The organism is Methylohalobius crimeensis 10Ki, assembly GCF_000421465.1.
GTDB classification, from domain to species: domain Bacteria; phylum Pseudomonadota; class Gammaproteobacteria; order Methylococcales; family Methylothermaceae; genus Methylohalobius; species Methylohalobius crimeensis.
Map to the genome: position 1 here is coordinate 724485 of NZ_ATXB01000001.1, position 14915 is coordinate 739399.

Here is a 14915-nt window from a genome sequence, read left to right on the forward strand (position 1 = left end):
AGGAGGTAGCAACATCGCTGCGAAAACAGACGTTCGTCGTAATGACGAGATCAGGGCGTCAAAAGTCAGGCTGATCGATGCGAATGGCGAACAAGTCGGCGTTATGCCCTTGGGGGAAGCCAAGCGCGCCGCCGAGGAGGCCGGCATGGACTTGGTGGAGATCGCTCCCCAGGCCGATCCGCCGGTCTGCCGAATCATGGACTACGGCAAGTTTCGCTTCGAGCAAAGCAAGAAGCTCCAGGCGGCTAAGAAGAAGCAGAAACAGATTCAAGTCAAGGAGGTCAAGTTTCGTCCTGGTACCGGTGAAGGCGATTACCAAATTAAATTGCGCAACCTGATTCGATTCCTCGAAGACGGGGACAAGACGAAGGTGACGGTGCGTTTCCGGGGGCGGGAAATGGCCCACCGGGAATTGGGGATGGAACTGCTCGAACGGATCGAGCGGGAACTGGAGGACCATGCGGTCGTCGAGCAGCGCCCCAAGATGGAGGGGCGGCAAATGGTGATGGTGATGGCCCCCAAGAAAAAGTGAAAGTTACGATTTAAGGAGCAAACGATGCCAAAATTGAAAACCAACCGGGGTGCGGCCAAACGGTTTACGCGCGCAGGTTCGGGCAAGTTCAAGCGGAACCACGCCAACCGGCGCCATATCTTGACCAAGAAAGCCACCAAAAGGAAGCGCCAACTGCGTAAAAGCGCTTATCTGAGCGCTGCCGATGTGCGCGAAGCCAAGCAGCTTCTGCCGTACGCTTAATTCTGGAAAGAGGGTCCTATGCCAAGAGTCAAACGTGGAGTCACGGCGCGTCGTCGCCACAAGAAGGTACTGAATCAAGCCAAAGGGTATTACGGTGCGCGCAGCCGGGTCTATCGGGTCGCCAAACAGGCGGTCATCAAAGCCGGCCAATACGCCTATCGCGACCGTAAGCAACGCAAGCGGGAATTCCGTGCCCTGTGGATTACCCGGATCAACGCGGCCGCGCGTGAACATGATCTGTCCTACAGCCGCTTGATGGGGGGCCTCAAAAAGGCATCCATCGATATCGATCGCAAAGTACTCGCCGATATGGCGGTGTACGACAAGGAGGCATTCGCCGAACTGGCTCGAATCGCCCAGGGCTGAATCGTTGGTGTCTGAAGATTTGGACGAACTGCTTCGCCGAGCTGAACAGGACTTGGTCGAGGCGGAAGATTTGGCCACCCTGGATCGGGTTCGGGTGCATTATCTGGGTAAGAAGGGACTGTTCACCCAGCGTATGAAGGAACTCGGCCGGCTGTCCCCCGAAGAACGGCCGGCGGCCGGCAAGGCGGTCAACGAAGCCCGCGAAGCGTTCCAGAAAGCCCTGGAAGCCCGGCGTGAAAGCTTGCAGCGGGCAGCGCTGAATGCCCGCTTGGCGGCCGAGACCCTGGACGTCACGCTTCCCGGTCGCGGTCAGCACGTCGCCGGGGTGCATCCGGTCACCTTGACTCAGCGTCGAATTGAGCGGATTTTTGCCAGCGTCGGCTTCCAAATCGCCGAGGGCCCGGAAATCGAAGACGATTACCACAACTTCGAAGCGCTCAATATTCCCGCCCATCATCCGGCTCGGGCGATGCACGATACGTTCTACATCGACGAGCATCGTTTGTTGCGTACCCATACTTCGCCGGTGCAAATCCGGGTGATGAAGTCCGGCCGGCCGCCCTTCAAGGTGATTGCGCCGGGCCGGGTTTACCGCTGCGATTCGGATTTGACCCATACGCCCATGTTCCATCAAGTGGAAGGGTTCATGGTGGACGATGGGGTGAGCTTCGCCGATTTGCGCGGTGTGCTGGACGAATTTTTGCGCGCCTTTTTCGAGCAGGATGTGAAGGTCCGTTTCCGTCCTTCCTATTTTCCCTTCACCGAACCGTCGGCCGAAGTGGACATCGGTTGCGTCATGTGCGGCGGCGTGGGCTGTCGGGTCTGCGGTCAAAGCGGCTGGTTGGAAGTGATGGGTTGCGGCATGATTCACCCGCGGGTGTTCGAATCCGCCGGTATCGATCCGGACGCCTACACCGGTTTCGCCTTCGGGCTCGGCGTCGAGCGGATGGCCATGTTGCGTTATGGCATCAACGATCTGCGCCTGTTTTTCGAAAACGATTTGCGCTTTTTAGAACAATTTCACTAAATTCCTACCCGAATGCGCTTTAGCGAAGCATGGCTTAGAGAATACGTCGATCCCCCGGTCTCCACGGCTCGCTTGGTCGAGCAATTGACCATGGCGGGTCTGGAGGTCGACAGTGTGGACCCGGCAGCGCCGGATTTCTCCGGTTTGGTGGTGGCCCAAGTGGTTGCGCTGAGCTCCCACCCGAACGCGGACAAGCTCCGCGTATGCCAAGTGTCCACGGGAGCGGAAGAACCGCTCCAGATCGTGTGCGGGGCGCCCAATGTCTACGAGGGAATGAAAGCGCCCTTGGCAGTCATCGGCGCCCAGCTCCCCGGCGGATTCAAGATCAAAAAATCCAAACTGCGGGGGGTGGAGTCCTATGGCATGCTTTGTTCGGCCAGCGAACTGGGGCTGGCCGAGTCTTCCCAGGGGCTGTGGGAATTGCCGCCCGATGCGCCGGTGGGAGAGGATATCCGTTCGTACTTGCAGTTGGACGATACCGTCATCGATGTGGATCTGACGCCCAATCGCGCCGATTGCCTGAGCGTGGAGGGCGTGGCCCGCGAGGCGGCGCTGCTCAACCGAATCGACTGGCGGCCGGTCGCGGCCGCTCCCGTGGCGCCCGCCTGCGACGATACCCTGCCGATTCGGGTCGAAGACGAAGCTCAGGCCGCTTGCCCTCGCTATTTGGGCCGATTGATTCGGGGAGTCGATGCCGGCGCGTCTACGCCCTTGTGGATGCAAGAGCGGCTCCGCCGAAGCGGTATCCGCAGCCTCGGCCCGCTGGTGGATATCACCAATTACGTGCTTTTGGAGTTGGGACAGCCGCTCCACGCCTTCGATGCCGCTTGTCTCCGGGGCGGTATCCAGGTGCGCATGGGCCGTCCCGGTGAAAAGTTGGTCCTGCTGGGCGATCAGGAAATCGAATTGACCGCCGACAGCCTGGTGATTGCCGATGACGAACATCCTCTGGCCTTGGCCGGGGTCATGGGAGGACAGGATTCGGCGGTCGGCACTTCCACCCGAGATATCTTTTTGGAGTGCGCCTTTTTCGCGCCCGAGGCGATCATGGGCCGGGCACGGCGTTACGGCTTGCATACCGATTCATCCCACCGCTTCGAACGGGGGATCGATCCGGCTTTGCAAGCTCGAGCAATGGAGCGGGCGACGCGCTTGATACTCGAGATTGCCGGCGGTGAATCGGGGCCTGTGACGGAAGTGGCCTCGGCGGCCCATTTGTCCGAGCGCCCGTCGGTTCGGCTGCGCAGCCGACAAGTAGAGCGGTTGCTGGGGATGCGCCTGGAGGCCGATGAGATCGAGGACATTTTGCGGCGGGAAGGCTGCCAAGTGGAAAAATTATCCGCCGATGAATGGCGCGTTCAGCCGCCGAGTTTCCGCTTCGATCTCGCCATCGAGGCGGATCTGATCGAGGAATTGGCTCGGGTGTACGGCTATTCGCAATTACCCGTTCGAACCCCCGCCTTGCCCGACCATGTGCAGCCGGCGCCCGAGGGCCGCTTATCCTTGGCCAGAATTCAGGATCTACTCGCCGATCACGGTTTTCGGGAAGCGATCACTTATAGTTTCGTGGATCGAAGCCTGCAAGATAAATTGGCGCCCGATCTGGAACCGGTCGCCGTGGCCAATCCCTTGTCTTCGGAAATGGGGGTGATGCGGACCACCTTGTGGACCGGGCTATTGAACGCGGCGCTTTACAATCTCAACCGCCAGCAACCACGGGTCCGTCTGTTCGAGTCCGGGCTTCGATTCTATCTGGAATCGGGAAACATTCGGCAGGAGAAACGACTTGCCGCACTGATGACCGGGCCGGTCGCTCCCGAGCAATGGTCGCAACCTGTCCGCTTGGTGGACTTTTACGATGCCAAAGCGGAAGTGGAGGCACTGCTGAGTTTGGCCGGTAGGGAAAATGACTTCCGTTTTTGTGCCGCCGAGCATCCGGCGCTTCACCCGGGGCAGACGGCTGCACTGGTAGAACGGCAAGGTGGACAGCATCGGGGGTGGTTGGGGATGCTCCATCCCGCCTTGGCGGAGGCATTGGGCTTCGATCAGAGCGTGTTTCTGTTCGAACTGGACGGGGTGGTGTTGGAGGAAAAAAACGTTCCCACCTTCCAGCCGCTCTCCAAATATCCTTCCGTCCGCCGAGATCTGGCCTTGGTCGTGCCCGAACGCATCGTTGCCCAGGATTTGATCGATTCGGTTTCCGAGGTTGTCTCAGGGCTTCGGGTAGAGGTGCTTTTATTCGATGTCTATCGAGGTAAAGGGCTTGCCGAGGGGGAAAAGAGTCTGGCATTGGGGCTGGTTCTTCAGGATCCCCAAAAAACCCTGACCGATGCGGATATCGAGCAGGCCGTAGCGCAAATTCTGCAACAGTTGGCGGACAAGTTCCAGGCTAGGTTGAGGGGGGAGTGATGACACTGACCAAGGCCGACATCGTGGAAAGATTATTCGAGGATATCGGCTTGAATCGAAAGGATGCCAAGGAGTTGGTGGATCTGTTTTTCGAAGATATCAAGCATGCTTTGGAGGAAGGAAAAGCGGTCAAATTATCCGGATTCGGCAGCTTCGATTTGCGCGACAAGAGCGAACGTCCGGGACGCAACCCCAAAACCGGGGAAGAAATTCCGGTGACCGCGCGCCGGGTGGTGACCTTCAAGGCGGGACAAAAGCTCAAGGGTCGGATCGAGGCTTATTCCAATCAGGTATCGGATGAAAATCCGCCTGTAGAATCGGAGTGATTTTATAGTATAATAAGCAGATTATCCGGGGCGTAGCGCAGTTTGGTAGCGCACCACAATGGGGTTGTGGGGGTCGCAGGTTCAAATCCTGCCGTCCCGACCAAATAGACTTCTCATGAAATTTCAGAACGTCTCATAGCCCGCATTCCAGCGGGCTTTTTTGTGGTAGTCTTATTCTCATGACGTTTCACTACGACCCACACTTGCCCCCACAAAAGTGGGGCAGATTTGGGGGCATATTGGGGTAAGGGTGGGGCATACTGTTTTGAGGAATCGAATCGGTAACCATTCGCGAGAGGCTACCCATGGCACTGACCGTTGCCGAGATCAAAAACGCCAAACCAAGGGACAAGTCCTATAAGGTATACGATGAAAAGGGGTTGTATCTGGAGGTTTTACCCAGCGACAGTAAGAAATGGCGGTTTCGTTACCGGAGGCCTGGTACCGGCAAGGAAAACCGCTTGTCCCTGGGATCGTGGCCCGATGTTTCCCTGAAGGAGGCCCGGCAGAAACGAGACGAGGCGCGAAAGCTGCTGGATGCCGGCATCGATCCTAGCCAAGCCCGCCAGATGGAAAAGCAGAAACAAGCAGCATTGGCCGCCAACAGCTTCGAAGCCGTGGCCCGCGACTGGAAAGAACGCCATCTGGACAACAAGAGCGAATCCCACCGAAAGCGTACCTGGGGCATGTTGGATCGATGCGTTTTCCCCTATATCGGCCGCCGGCCACTCACCGACATCAGCGCCCCCGACATCCTGGCGGTGGCGCGCATCCATGAAAAGCGTGGCGCTCTGGAAACCGCCCATCGCTGCATTCAAGTAATCGGCCAGGTATTCCGGTACGGTATGGCGGTCGGGGTGGTGTTCGCCGATCCCACGCCAGCCTTGAAGGGGGCATTGCCGCCGGTCAAGACCCGCCACATGGCCGCGCCGACCGATCCGGTCAGGGTGGGGGATCTGTTGCGCGTGATAGACGCTTTCAGCGGTAGCCCGGTGGTTAGCGTGGCCATCCGCTTGCTGCCTTTGGTGTTCGTCCGTCCGGGCGAGCTGCGTACCATGAAATGGGAGGACCTGGACATGGAAGCAGCCGAATGGCGTTACACCACCAGCAAGACCGGAACCGAACACCTGGTTCCCCTGTCCGGCCAGGCTGTGGAGCTGATCGAGGAAATACGCCCACTGACCGGCCACTTGGTCGGCGGGTGGGTGTTCCCCGGCGGCCGTTCTCCCCTCAAGCCCTTGTCCGAGGCCGCCATCAACGCCGCCTATAAGCGTCTTGGGATCGATACCAGGAACGAACTTACCGGCCACGGTTGGCGCGCCACCGCCCGCACGTTGTTACATGAACAACTGGGTTATCGGCCGGAAGTGATCGAACACCAGCTGGCCCACGCCGTTCCCGATACCCTGGGGCGCGCCTACAATCGCACCCGCTTCCTGGAACAGCGCCGGGAGATGTTGCAGGCTTGGGCCGATTATTTGGACGGCCTGAGGGCTGGGGGCAATGTGGTGCCGATCCGGCAGGTAAAGGCATGACCCGTAGGGAAAAGCTGATGGCGGCTATCCGTCGCAATCCCAGGGCGGTGCGCTTCGAGGATGCTTGCAAGGTGGCTGAAATGCTGGGCTTTGCCCGCAAGGGTGGACGCGGTTCCCATTGTACCTATGGCCGCCCGGATGAGTCGGTGCTGCTCAACTTCCAAAATCGCAACGGACACATTGCCCCATACCAGGCCAAGCAGTTGATCGAGATGATGGAGAAGTACGGCAATGAAACATAAGTACCTGATCGAAGTATTCTGGTCCGAGGAGGATGGCGGTTATATCGCAGTTGCCCCGGATTTGCCCGGGTGCTCAGCTTTCGGCGACACTCCCACCGAGGCAATGCGGGAAATGGAGGACGCTATTGAATCCTGGTTGGAAGCCTGCCGGAACATGGGGCGCACCGTCCCCAAGCCCAAAGCCCAACCCCAGAAAGCAGCTTAACTGAGTTCCGCCGGCGCTAGGGTAGCTCCCGAAAAGCTGGGCCACCTCACCCGGCCTGCACCGGCGCCCCATCGTTGAGGTATGCGTCGAGGTGCGCGAGTGGAAAAGAAGAAGCCGTTTATCGATTGGTATTTGTCGTCTCTGGTTACATTGCCCGATCAAATTGAATTTTGTAACCGTCTGATAAAACCGGGCGACGATCAAAAGAAGATTTCTGAATGGGTAAGAGGTGGAGCGGGGCATGGTGGGAAGAGGGTCGCCGATTTTTGTAATTATATCTTTGAGCCTCCAGAAAACGTAGCTCCTTGCGAAGAATCGGAAGCCAATCTGGTATTCCTATTGCATTGTGTCGCAACATTCCAAGATCTAACCGACTGGGACAGAACGCCATCAGAAGAACGTCTGATACATGCCAATGACGTGGCTGCAAAGGCCAGGGAATTGGCCGATTTATTGGAAAAATCCCTGGTACCGCATTGGCCATCGGCGACCGATCTATTCGACGAAGAATCGGCGGCCAATATCCTAAGAGTGATTCCGGAAGCGATGCAGTTTTTGGATGAACATCAAGAAATGAGTGCCGATCTATTCTTGAGCTTCCTGTCATTTCTCAGACCCCAGAAATTGCCCCCCATCCTTCGCCGGCTGGCCAACTACGCCGACGAAAAAGCTGACGAGCCAAAACGTGAACCCCGCCCTAACACTGGGCGAGCTAATGCCCGGTGCGTGAATTTACGCGCCTTTGGGCGCCACTTGGCAGGGCGTCTCAAGCCTTTCTATGGCACCGTTCCCAGTGCCGTTATTGCCGCCTGCGTGAATATTAAATATCCCGACATCAATCCCGATACCGATCAAGCCGTAACGGCAGAAACGGTAAGGGGTTGGCTCAGAAAAAGGTAATCAACCGGGCTGTTCTCCCCTTCTGAGAAGGCAGAACGCCCACCGACAACATTATTCCCGCTGTTTATCATGACTGCCTGTGTCCACCTTTACAGGATCAAGGCAGCATGACTACGACCCACAGCAGCGCAATCTTCCGCCCCAAAGATGCCGCCGCCTTTTTGGGGGTGGCGCTATCCACCGTTTACCGCTGGGAGCGTGATCTTCAGGGATTCCCGAGGCGTGTCAAACTGGGGCCGCGTGTCTCCGGTTGGCGTCTCTCGGACTTGGAGGCATGGCTTGACAAACAGGCCGCCACCCAAAGGATGGAAGGGGCAGCGTAATGGCAAGGAAGCGAATATTCGACAGTATTCCCGATGAAGTCTTGACGGAGCTGGATGAACGCATCTTAAGCAAGCAATACAGCGATCTTGAGTTGTGTGACTGGCTGAACAACCAGGGCTTCAAGGTTTCAAAGAACACCGTAAACCGGTACTGCCTTGATCTTCGATCCGGATTTCGGAATCTGTTGCCTGATTTCCCCGACCCTAACCGAGTCACGGCCCCGGAGTACATTCGAAAACTCCAGCGTTTTGGCGCCCTGCTTATCCACCGGCGTGCCATCGATGCCGAAATCAAGCACCTGGAAGAAGAGCTGATAGCCGCCTGGCCTGGTCATGAACCCCAGGGAAAGGGGGGGGGGCGGTGACCAAATGAACCACCGTACGTTGACACAAGAACCGGGGCGGGGGTATGCTGAAAGGACTCTCAAAATCAGTGGCGGCCACCCCGCCCCGTCAGGCGGTTTTTTGTTGCCTACCGGAAATTTTACCGGCCAGTTTTTACGGTCGGGTCGACAGCCAGGAATACAAGACCGTTCCGACGGGAATAATGGCGGCGGTTCCACTGAACCGAGAGTGAGACCCGGCCACCCTACTGGTGGCCATCCTGAAAACTCAAAATCAGTGGAGGCAACCATGCCGAATCCCACCACCCGCGCCACCGCGCGCACCACCATCACCACCCAATTAACATTCACCTATTATCGCGGCTACGACTCGACCGGAGCGGCCTATCCCGGTGGCCCATTGGCGATCATTAGCGGCCTGACCTTCGAACAAGCGAAACGTGAGTTCGAGGCCCACGACCGCCAAGGCTTCATCGAGTGCGACCAGACCGGAGCCGGTTACTACGGCGATGAATACCCCTGGCTGACCCGCGACGGGCGGGAAGTTCCGTCTCCGTTGAAGTCGGCGACCACCGCGCGAGACCATACCACCCCTACCACCTGCGTTACCTGTAACGGCATCGGCGTAGTTCGCGGATCACGCGACCTGGACGATGCACAAATCGGGGAACTACTGAGCGAGTTGCACCATTTCGCCAACGATGCCCGGGGTATGGCCGCCGAATTAGATCTGTACCCCCAGGCGCGGCATGGATCGGTCAAAACCGTCGTGGAGCTGCTGCGCTTGGCCGCCATGGCTATGAAAGAGGCACAAGCAGCCATGCGGGCGGGAGGTGAAGCATGATGTGCCTGGAACAAGCATCGAACGATTACTTGAGTCGCCTGGATACGCTCAAAAATGCACTCATCTCCCTCCAGGAGATCGATGACCAGTTATCAGGATTCGATCATGGCAACGCCGGCGAAGCGCGGCGGTTGCTCAGCGATTCCCGGCGGAACCTGGTCTTGCACTTGGCCGCCGAGCTAAGAGGAGGCGCGGAAAATCACACTCGCGCGGAGGGCATGGCGCAATGAGACAACCGTTGAACGATGAACTCCTTTTGAAGCTGGCCAGGAGCCGCTATCCCGTCAACGAGGTTCAATTCAGTCTGGAAGAAACCTTGAACCGGGCCGATGAGATTACTAGGTTGCTGCACGATGTCGCCGGCTTGGCGGAGTTTCAGCAAACCCACTTGGAAGCGCGGATGGTTGCCTGGGCATCCGATGCCATCCTGCGAGAGCTGGCGGATATCCGCCTGATGCTGGAAGCGGCGTGGGAAACCCCGGCATAGCGGGCCCCAGGCAAATGAAAAGCCCCATCCCTGCCCAAAGGATGGGGCTTTGTTCCAAGATAGAGCCAGACGCGATCACGGAGACCAAGCCATGACCAACACTGAATATTTTAACCCATTATCCCCCGATACGCCCGAACGATTCCGCCGCGCCATCCTGGATTCGGGCTTGCCCGCACCGGAACAAGTTAATGCGGACGGCCGGATTCACCGTTTTCCCACCACCGGCAAGCGGGACGATGACGCCGGCTGGTATGTGCTCCATCTGGATGGCATTCCGGCCGGCGCCTTCGGCTGCTGGCGCGCTGGCATCACACAAAGCTGGTGCGCCAAGGACCGCGCCGAAATGAACCAGGAGGAACGCCGCGCCCACGCCAATCGGTTGAATGAAATCCAGCGACAACGGCAACAGGAAATTGAACGCCGGCAATCCGATGTCAGCGTCCGGGCATCGAACCGATGGCGGGAAGCCAAACCCGCCGAAGCCGATCATCCCTATCTGGAACGGAAGCGGATCAGGCCAAACGGCGCGAAGATGGACGGCGATAAGCTAGTGATACCGGGCATCGATGCCGGGGGCACCCTCTGGACGCTGCAAACCATCACCGGTGAGGGGGACAAACGTTTTCTCCCTGGCGGGAAAAAGCGCGGCGGTTTCTTCCCCATACCGCTCATCTTGCCGGAATCCCCCGAGTGCATCGTGATCTGTGAAGGCTTCGCCACCGCCGCCAGCCTCCACGAGGCGACCGGTCTACCGACCTTTGCCGCCTTCGACGCGGGGAATCTTAAACCGGTGGCCGAGGCCCTGCGGAAGCAATACCCCAAGGCGGGTATCGTCATTGCCGGCGACAACGACCAGTGGACCGAGGGCAACCCGGGCGCCGCCAAGGCGCGAGGGGCCGCCGATGCCGTTGGCGCGGCGTGGTGTGTGCCGGATTTCAGCGCGGTGGATACCGACACCAGGCCGACGGATTTCAACGACCTGGCTGGAATCGCCGGACTGGAGACGGTCAAAACCCAAATACAGGGGGCTGTGGCGCAAGCAGTGGGGATTCCCCCCGCCCCCTTCGGCCACCTACTCAACCGCCGGGGTGTATTCCGTCTTCGGGACGAGGGCGAACCCCAACCCCTGGCCCATCGGCCGATCTGGGTGGAGGCCTTGAGCCGCGACGGCAGGCGCGAATCCTGGGGGCGGCTGGTGGTTTGGGAGGACCACGACGGCCACCGACATGAGCGCGCCATCCCCGCCAGTATGTTTCATACCGGCGGCCGGGAAATCGCCCAACTGCTGGCCGAGGGTGGGCTTCCCATCGTCTCCGGAAAGGAAACCCCCTTACTTCAATATCTGGTGGCCTTCGCGCCTAAGGATCGCCTGACCGCCGCCACCGTCACCGGTTGGCACGGGCAGGCCTTCGTGCTGCCGGATCGAACCCTGAAGGCGCCCGAGGGGGAGCGGATCGTCTACCAACCCCACGACCAGCACACCGCCGCCGATGCCTTTTGCCGCGGCGGTACGTTCGACGCCTGGCAATGGGCAGTGGCCGAGGCCCCTTCCCTGGTGCGTTTTGCCGTTTGCGCCGCCCTGGCCGCCCCCATGCGTCACCTGGTCGAAGTGGAGGCCGGCGGTTTTCACTTCCACGGCAACACCAGTCGGGGCAAGACCACCTTATTGCAAGCCGCCGCCAGCGTTTGGGGCAACAGCGCGGACCCTCAGCAAGCCGGCGGCGCGGCCGCCTATATTCAAAGATGGAACGCCACCGATAACGGACTGGAAGCCACCGCCGAATGCTTCAACGATTTGCCGCTGATCGTCGATGAGATCGGCGAATCGGAAACCCGGGATTTCGGCCGCACCATTTACCGCATCATGTCCGGTTCCGGACGCCGGCGCGCCAATGTCGGAGGTGGTTTACGGCGCGCCAAATCCTGGCGCGTGCTGATTCTCAGCGCCGGCGAACTGCCCGCCGCCGAATACGCCGCCCAGGAAGGCCGGCAGGTGCGTGGCGGGCAGCTGGTGCGCTTGGCGGATGTCCCCATCGATGGCGCACCCCTGTTCCGCGATGGTGGGGAGGTCGATCATCTGAAACAGGCATTCGCCCACCATTTCGGCCATGCCGGCCCCCGGTTTATTGAGTCCGTCACTACGGAAAAAATGGCCGAAGCCTGGCGCGGTTTCGACCCCGAGGCCATTGGTCCCGCGGCCACCCCGGAGGCGGTGCGCGTCCGAAAACGCTTCGCCCTGGCCGCCTGTGCCGGCGAGCTGGCCATTAAGCATGGCCTTCTGCCTTGGAGGCCTGGCCAAGCCATCGAGGCCGCGCGCTTGGCCTATCGAACCTGGCAGTCCGGACATTCCGCCGCCACCGAAGGGGAACGGGGGATTGTGAATCTTCAGGCATTCATCCTACGGCATGAAGCAAGGTTCGAACGCGAGGACAACGACCCTCCCAAGGAGCGCGCCGGCTGGTTTCGAGGCGATTGCTATCACTTCACCCGGGAAGCGTTCAAGGAGGCCTTGGCCGGTGCCAACCAGAAGGCCACCCTTGATCTGTTGGACCAGCTGGAGGTGTTGAAGAAGGAACGGGCAGACCGAACCGGGAATCGGATCGGTGTCGGTAGGGATCGTGTCCGCGTTTTCAGTATTCGTTCCTCGATTTTGACGGTGGAAACGGTGGAAACGGTGGAAACGCCAGAGCCAGAGCGGGCTCAAGGTCTTCCACCGTCCATGGGGGAAATGGTGGAAACGGTGGAAGAATGGGGGAAATCGGAAATGTGCGGCCCTGCTTCTTCCACCGTTTCCACCATTGGGGGAAGTCACGGTGGAAGATCCAGACCCAAGGCGGGACGCGGTCTTTCCACCGTTTCCACCGTTTCCACCATGAAAAATGGCAAGTCGGATTTTTCCGGCGGTGGAAAACGTCACTTTAATGACGATTGGGGAGAGCCATGAATACCGCCCAGGCCATCCAGAAAATGAAGAATGCCGGTTTCGATCTGGCGATTATCGACGGCAGGGTGATGGTGAGCCCGGTAAGCAAACTCACCGATGATCAGCGTGCCTACCTCCAGGCCCACAAGCGGGAAATCATCGCCGAACTGGAATCCGCCAATTCGGGCCCGGATGAATCGCTGCCCTGGCGGATCCGCTGGACGCTGGAAACGTGGCTCGACGCCATCGAGGAGCACGACCCGGCAGACCGGGCCCTTGTGTGCCACCAGGCCGCCACCGACGCCGGGGCGTTGGATCGCTGGCTGAGGTGCGCGGCCGAATACGGCATGCGGCCGGAACAGGCGCCACCGGACCCGAACACCGCCATAAGCCTCTGCCCAACGTGTGGCCGGACCGACACCGGCGCCCACCAATGCGGCGCGCCGGCGTCGATCCCGGGGCGGGAAAGATTCTGTGACCACTTCAAACCCAAATGTGAGCGCCATGAACGAGAAAAGGCTTGAATCGGCATTATCCAAAAGCGCTGGAGTAACTGGCTTTTGTTGCTGGTGCCGGGAAATGCATGATAACGAACTCATCCACTATGAGGCGGGTTTCTGTGTTTGCCGGGATTGCGTGACGGATATTTTGAACGATTCCAATGCTTATCGAGCGTTCCGGAAAGCCATGCGGACGGCGCGCGCCGAATTTGTCGGCATGGATATGGAGCGAGTGCATTGAAAACCCGTGAGATTTTCGAGGCCGATAAGCATGAATTTCGAAAGCTTGTCTATTGCGACCGCTGCGGCCTTCCCCTGAGGGAATTGGCGTGGCGGCGGCGAGACATGAAATTGGTCCACCACGTGGATCGACATACCGCCCCCTGCAAAAGGGCATGGGGATATTTCGCAAAAACCCACTTGAGGTAAAGCAACATGACGACCATCAAAGACCTGCAAAGCCACCAGGAATTGCTTGAGCAAACTCGGAATCGGATTAAACAGACCCAAGCGGCGATCGAGGAAAACCGGCGAATCATCGAGAACGCCGAACCGGATATGGCCGAACTCCGCCGGCTGAAGGAGGCGCGTGAGGATGTGCTTGCGGCGGTTTCCCTGGGCGAAGCGACCCAAAAGCAAGTGGATTCCATCGATAAGGAAATTCAGGAAGCCGAAATCGATATCGAGGCGCAAAGGAAGGCGGAAGCACCTAAGGTTGCCAGGGCACGAGAAGCGATTAACGGGTTGACCCGCGTGCTCGATGCCGAAAAGAAGCGTCTCGACAAACTCGAAGCCGAGGCAGGGCCGCTGCTTCGGGAGTATTTTGAAGCCGAGTTTGATAAAGCGGGCGCGGATTACATCAAGGCCGGCCGCGCTTTGGCTGATAAGTACCTCACGATTTCCCGGCTTGCGGCAGCGTCGAACGAACTTCGCATCGGTCTCAAGGTTCCCGTGGTTCCATGGCCTACGGGGCTCCCGCATTTTGGTCTACCCTCGATTAGACAAAATGCGCTCGACGGCGCTGAGGTTGGCTTTTTCGATGCCGCAAGCGTGGAGTGGCACTTGTCCGGGAATGGCGCGGATCGAGTGATCGGCCGCTTGACGGATTCCGGTATTGATCTGGCGAATTTCAAATGATTCAACCAGGCCATGGATGGCCATTTGCTTAAAATCAAAGGATTGATATTAACATCCAGGTATTTGAAGAATGACGGAACGCTTACCGTATTGGCCGAGCCGGTTGAAGGAATTGCTCGACCACTTGGTTTCGCGGCTGGAGCGCAAAGGGTTGGATTCCGAAAAGGCTTTCGATATAGCCAAGGAGGCAGTTGAAGCCGTTTCGGATGTGTGTGGCGGTCGCCAAGTGTATTTCCCGATGGGCGTTTCGATACGCACCGCCTTGCGGGACGAGCAGATAATGCGCGAGTTCAACGGCCGTAATATCGACGATCTTTCGCGGAGATACCGGTTATCCCACGCCCGCATATACCAGATACTTGATAATCACCGGAAAGGTCGGAGACAATCAAGCTTGCCTTGACCCGAGCATCGAGCTCATATCGAAACCGTTTTGGACCGATGGCGGGGCGGGGTTTTATGCCAGCCATGGCACACACCGCTGCGTTCATAGCGTGGTGCGCCTAGGGCGTTAGAGGGTCGGGTCATGGCTGGCGCCATTGCGATGGGGTAATTGAGGCGGCACCTGGCCGCTTCTTGGGCGCTGAGCG

The 14915-nt window shown here is 58.9% G+C and carries 20 protein-coding genes and 1 tRNA gene; all 21 read left to right on the forward strand.

Features of this window, described 5'->3' with window-relative positions; all coding sequences use genetic code 11:
* Positions 1-13 precede the first annotated feature (13 nt).
* The 21 genes from infC to H035_RS18060 all read left to right on the forward strand — a co-directional run bounded on the left by infC (position 14) and on the right by H035_RS18060 (position 14728).
* On the forward strand, positions 14-532 hold the full coding sequence (gene infC, locus H035_RS0103840; protein WP_084684825.1) for a translation initiation factor IF-3: 519 nt from the start codon (positions 14-16) through the stop codon (positions 530-532).
* Positions 533-556: 24 nt separating this feature from the next.
* Entirely contained in the window at positions 557-754 is a 198-nt protein-coding gene (gene rpmI / locus H035_RS0103845) for a 50S ribosomal protein L35 (RefSeq protein WP_022947680.1), read from the forward strand.
* Between the two features lie 18 nt (positions 755-772).
* Positions 773-1120, forward strand: a complete 348-nt coding sequence (rplT, locus tag H035_RS0103850; protein WP_022947681.1) for a 50S ribosomal protein L20 — start codon at positions 773-775, stop codon at positions 1118-1120.
* Between the two features lie 19 nt (positions 1121-1139).
* Complete coding sequence (pheS, locus tag H035_RS0103855; RefSeq protein WP_022947682.1) at positions 1140-2147, forward strand: phenylalanine--tRNA ligase subunit alpha; 1008 nt, start codon at positions 1140-1142, stop codon at positions 2145-2147.
* Positions 2148-2159: 12 nt separating this feature from the next.
* On the forward strand, positions 2160-4556 hold the full coding sequence (gene pheT / locus H035_RS0103860) for a phenylalanine--tRNA ligase subunit beta (RefSeq protein WP_022947683.1): 2397 nt from the start codon (positions 2160-2162) through the stop codon (positions 4554-4556).
* The gene (locus H035_RS18045) at positions 4556-4882 is read left to right on the forward strand and encodes an integration host factor subunit alpha (RefSeq protein WP_051149735.1); all 327 of its coding nucleotides are present in this window, start codon (positions 4556-4558) and stop codon (positions 4880-4882) included. The genes pheT and H035_RS18045 overlap by 1 nt, the downstream gene beginning before the upstream one ends.
* 26 nt (positions 4883-4908) lie before the next feature.
* Positions 4909-4985: transfer RNA gene (locus tag H035_RS0103870), tRNA-Pro, on the forward strand.
* A 202-nt stretch (positions 4986-5187) separates the two neighbouring features.
* Positions 5188-6417: a tyrosine-type recombinase/integrase gene (locus tag H035_RS0103875; protein ID WP_022947685.1), complete on the forward strand. Its 1230-nt coding sequence runs from the start codon at positions 5188-5190 to the stop codon at positions 6415-6417.
* Positions 6414-6659, forward strand: a complete 246-nt coding sequence (locus H035_RS0103880; RefSeq protein ID WP_022947686.1) for a type II toxin-antitoxin system HicA family toxin — start codon at positions 6414-6416, stop codon at positions 6657-6659. The genes H035_RS0103875 and H035_RS0103880 overlap by 4 nt, the downstream gene beginning before the upstream one ends.
* On the forward strand, positions 6649-6864 hold the full coding sequence (locus tag H035_RS0103885) for a type II toxin-antitoxin system HicB family antitoxin (RefSeq protein WP_022947687.1): 216 nt from the start codon (positions 6649-6651) through the stop codon (positions 6862-6864). The genes H035_RS0103880 and H035_RS0103885 overlap by 11 nt, the downstream gene beginning before the upstream one ends.
* 99 nt (positions 6865-6963) lie before the next feature.
* Positions 6964-7764 carry a hypothetical protein gene (locus tag H035_RS0103890; protein WP_022947688.1) on the forward strand — a complete coding sequence of 267 codons (801 nt, stop codon included), beginning with the start codon at positions 6964-6966 and terminating at the stop codon, positions 7762-7764.
* A 107-nt stretch (positions 7765-7871) separates the two neighbouring features.
* Complete coding sequence (locus tag H035_RS0103895) at positions 7872-8087, forward strand: helix-turn-helix transcriptional regulator (protein ID WP_022947689.1); 216 nt, start codon at positions 7872-7874, stop codon at positions 8085-8087.
* On the forward strand, positions 8087-8452 hold the full coding sequence (locus H035_RS18050) for a DUF3486 family protein (RefSeq protein ID WP_022947690.1): 366 nt from the start codon (positions 8087-8089) through the stop codon (positions 8450-8452). The genes H035_RS0103895 and H035_RS18050 overlap by 1 nt, the downstream gene beginning before the upstream one ends.
* Before the next feature lie 268 nt (positions 8453-8720).
* Positions 8721-9275, forward strand: coding sequence for a hypothetical protein (locus H035_RS0103905; RefSeq protein ID WP_022947691.1), 555 nt, complete (start codon positions 8721-8723; stop codon positions 9273-9275).
* Entirely contained in the window at positions 9272-9505 is a 234-nt protein-coding gene (locus tag H035_RS0103910) for a hypothetical protein (protein ID WP_022947692.1), read from the forward strand. Before H035_RS0103905 ends, H035_RS0103910 begins: the two co-directional genes overlap by 4 nt.
* A complete protein-coding gene (locus tag H035_RS0103915) occupies positions 9502-9762 on the forward strand; it encodes a hypothetical protein (RefSeq protein ID WP_022947693.1) in 261 nt (86 codons plus the stop codon). The genes H035_RS0103910 and H035_RS0103915 overlap by 4 nt, the downstream gene beginning before the upstream one ends.
* A 91-nt stretch (positions 9763-9853) precedes the next feature.
* Positions 9854-12709, forward strand: coding sequence for a DUF927 domain-containing protein (locus H035_RS0103920; protein WP_022947694.1), 2856 nt, complete (start codon positions 9854-9856; stop codon positions 12707-12709).
* Positions 12706-13212 (forward strand): hypothetical protein, encoded by a 507-nt coding sequence (locus H035_RS18055; protein ID WP_022947695.1) that lies wholly within the window; start codon positions 12706-12708, stop codon positions 13210-13212. Before H035_RS0103920 ends, H035_RS18055 begins: the two co-directional genes overlap by 4 nt.
* Positions 13213-13267: 55 nt before the next feature.
* On the forward strand, positions 13268-13429 hold the full coding sequence (locus H035_RS21955; RefSeq protein ID WP_022947696.1) for a hypothetical protein: 162 nt from the start codon (positions 13268-13270) through the stop codon (positions 13427-13429).
* Between the two features lie 194 nt (positions 13430-13623).
* Entirely contained in the window at positions 13624-14325 is a 702-nt protein-coding gene (locus H035_RS0103940) for a hypothetical protein (RefSeq protein ID WP_022947698.1), read from the forward strand.
* Between the two features lie 103 nt (positions 14326-14428).
* Positions 14429-14728: a Mor transcription activator family protein gene (locus tag H035_RS18060; RefSeq protein WP_161624002.1), complete on the forward strand. Its 300-nt coding sequence runs from the start codon at positions 14429-14431 to the stop codon at positions 14726-14728.
* Positions 14729-14915 lie beyond the last annotated feature (187 nt).

Bases quoted from the DNA above. Each gene is read 5' to 3' on its own strand.
- H035_RS18045 (WP_051149735.1), top strand. From the start codon at position 4,556: ATGACACTGACCAAGGCCGACATCGTGGAAAGATTATTCGAGGATATC.
- H035_RS0103940 (WP_022947698.1), top strand. From the start codon at position 13,624: ATGACGACCATCAAAGACCTGCAAAGCCACCAGGAATTGCTTGAGCAA.
- rplT (WP_022947681.1), top strand. From the start codon at position 773: ATGCCAAGAGTCAAACGTGGAGTCACGGCGCGTCGTCGCCACAAGAAG.
- H035_RS0103910 (WP_022947692.1), top strand. From the start codon at position 9,272: ATGATGTGCCTGGAACAAGCATCGAACGATTACTTGAGTCGCCTGGAT.
- H035_RS18050 (WP_022947690.1), top strand. From the start codon at position 8,087: ATGGCAAGGAAGCGAATATTCGACAGTATTCCCGATGAAGTCTTGACG.
- rpmI (WP_022947680.1), top strand. From the start codon at position 557: ATGCCAAAATTGAAAACCAACCGGGGTGCGGCCAAACGGTTTACGCGC.
- H035_RS21955 (WP_022947696.1), top strand. From the start codon at position 13,268: ATGCATGATAACGAACTCATCCACTATGAGGCGGGTTTCTGTGTTTGC.
- H035_RS0103875 (WP_022947685.1), top strand. From the start codon at position 5,188: ATGGCACTGACCGTTGCCGAGATCAAAAACGCCAAACCAAGGGACAAG.
- pheT (WP_022947683.1), top strand. From the start codon at position 2,160: ATGCGCTTTAGCGAAGCATGGCTTAGAGAATACGTCGATCCCCCGGTC.
- H035_RS0103920 (WP_022947694.1), top strand. From the start codon at position 9,854: ATGACCAACACTGAATATTTTAACCCATTATCCCCCGATACGCCCGAA.
- H035_RS0103880 (WP_022947686.1), top strand. From the start codon at position 6,414: ATGACCCGTAGGGAAAAGCTGATGGCGGCTATCCGTCGCAATCCCAGG.
- H035_RS0103905 (WP_022947691.1), top strand. From the start codon at position 8,721: ATGCCGAATCCCACCACCCGCGCCACCGCGCGCACCACCATCACCACC.
- H035_RS0103915 (WP_022947693.1), top strand. From the start codon at position 9,502: ATGAGACAACCGTTGAACGATGAACTCCTTTTGAAGCTGGCCAGGAGC.
- H035_RS0103895 (WP_022947689.1), top strand. From the start codon at position 7,872: ATGACTACGACCCACAGCAGCGCAATCTTCCGCCCCAAAGATGCCGCC.
- H035_RS18055 (WP_022947695.1), top strand. From the start codon at position 12,706: ATGAATACCGCCCAGGCCATCCAGAAAATGAAGAATGCCGGTTTCGAT.
- H035_RS0103885 (WP_022947687.1), top strand. From the start codon at position 6,649: ATGAAACATAAGTACCTGATCGAAGTATTCTGGTCCGAGGAGGATGGC.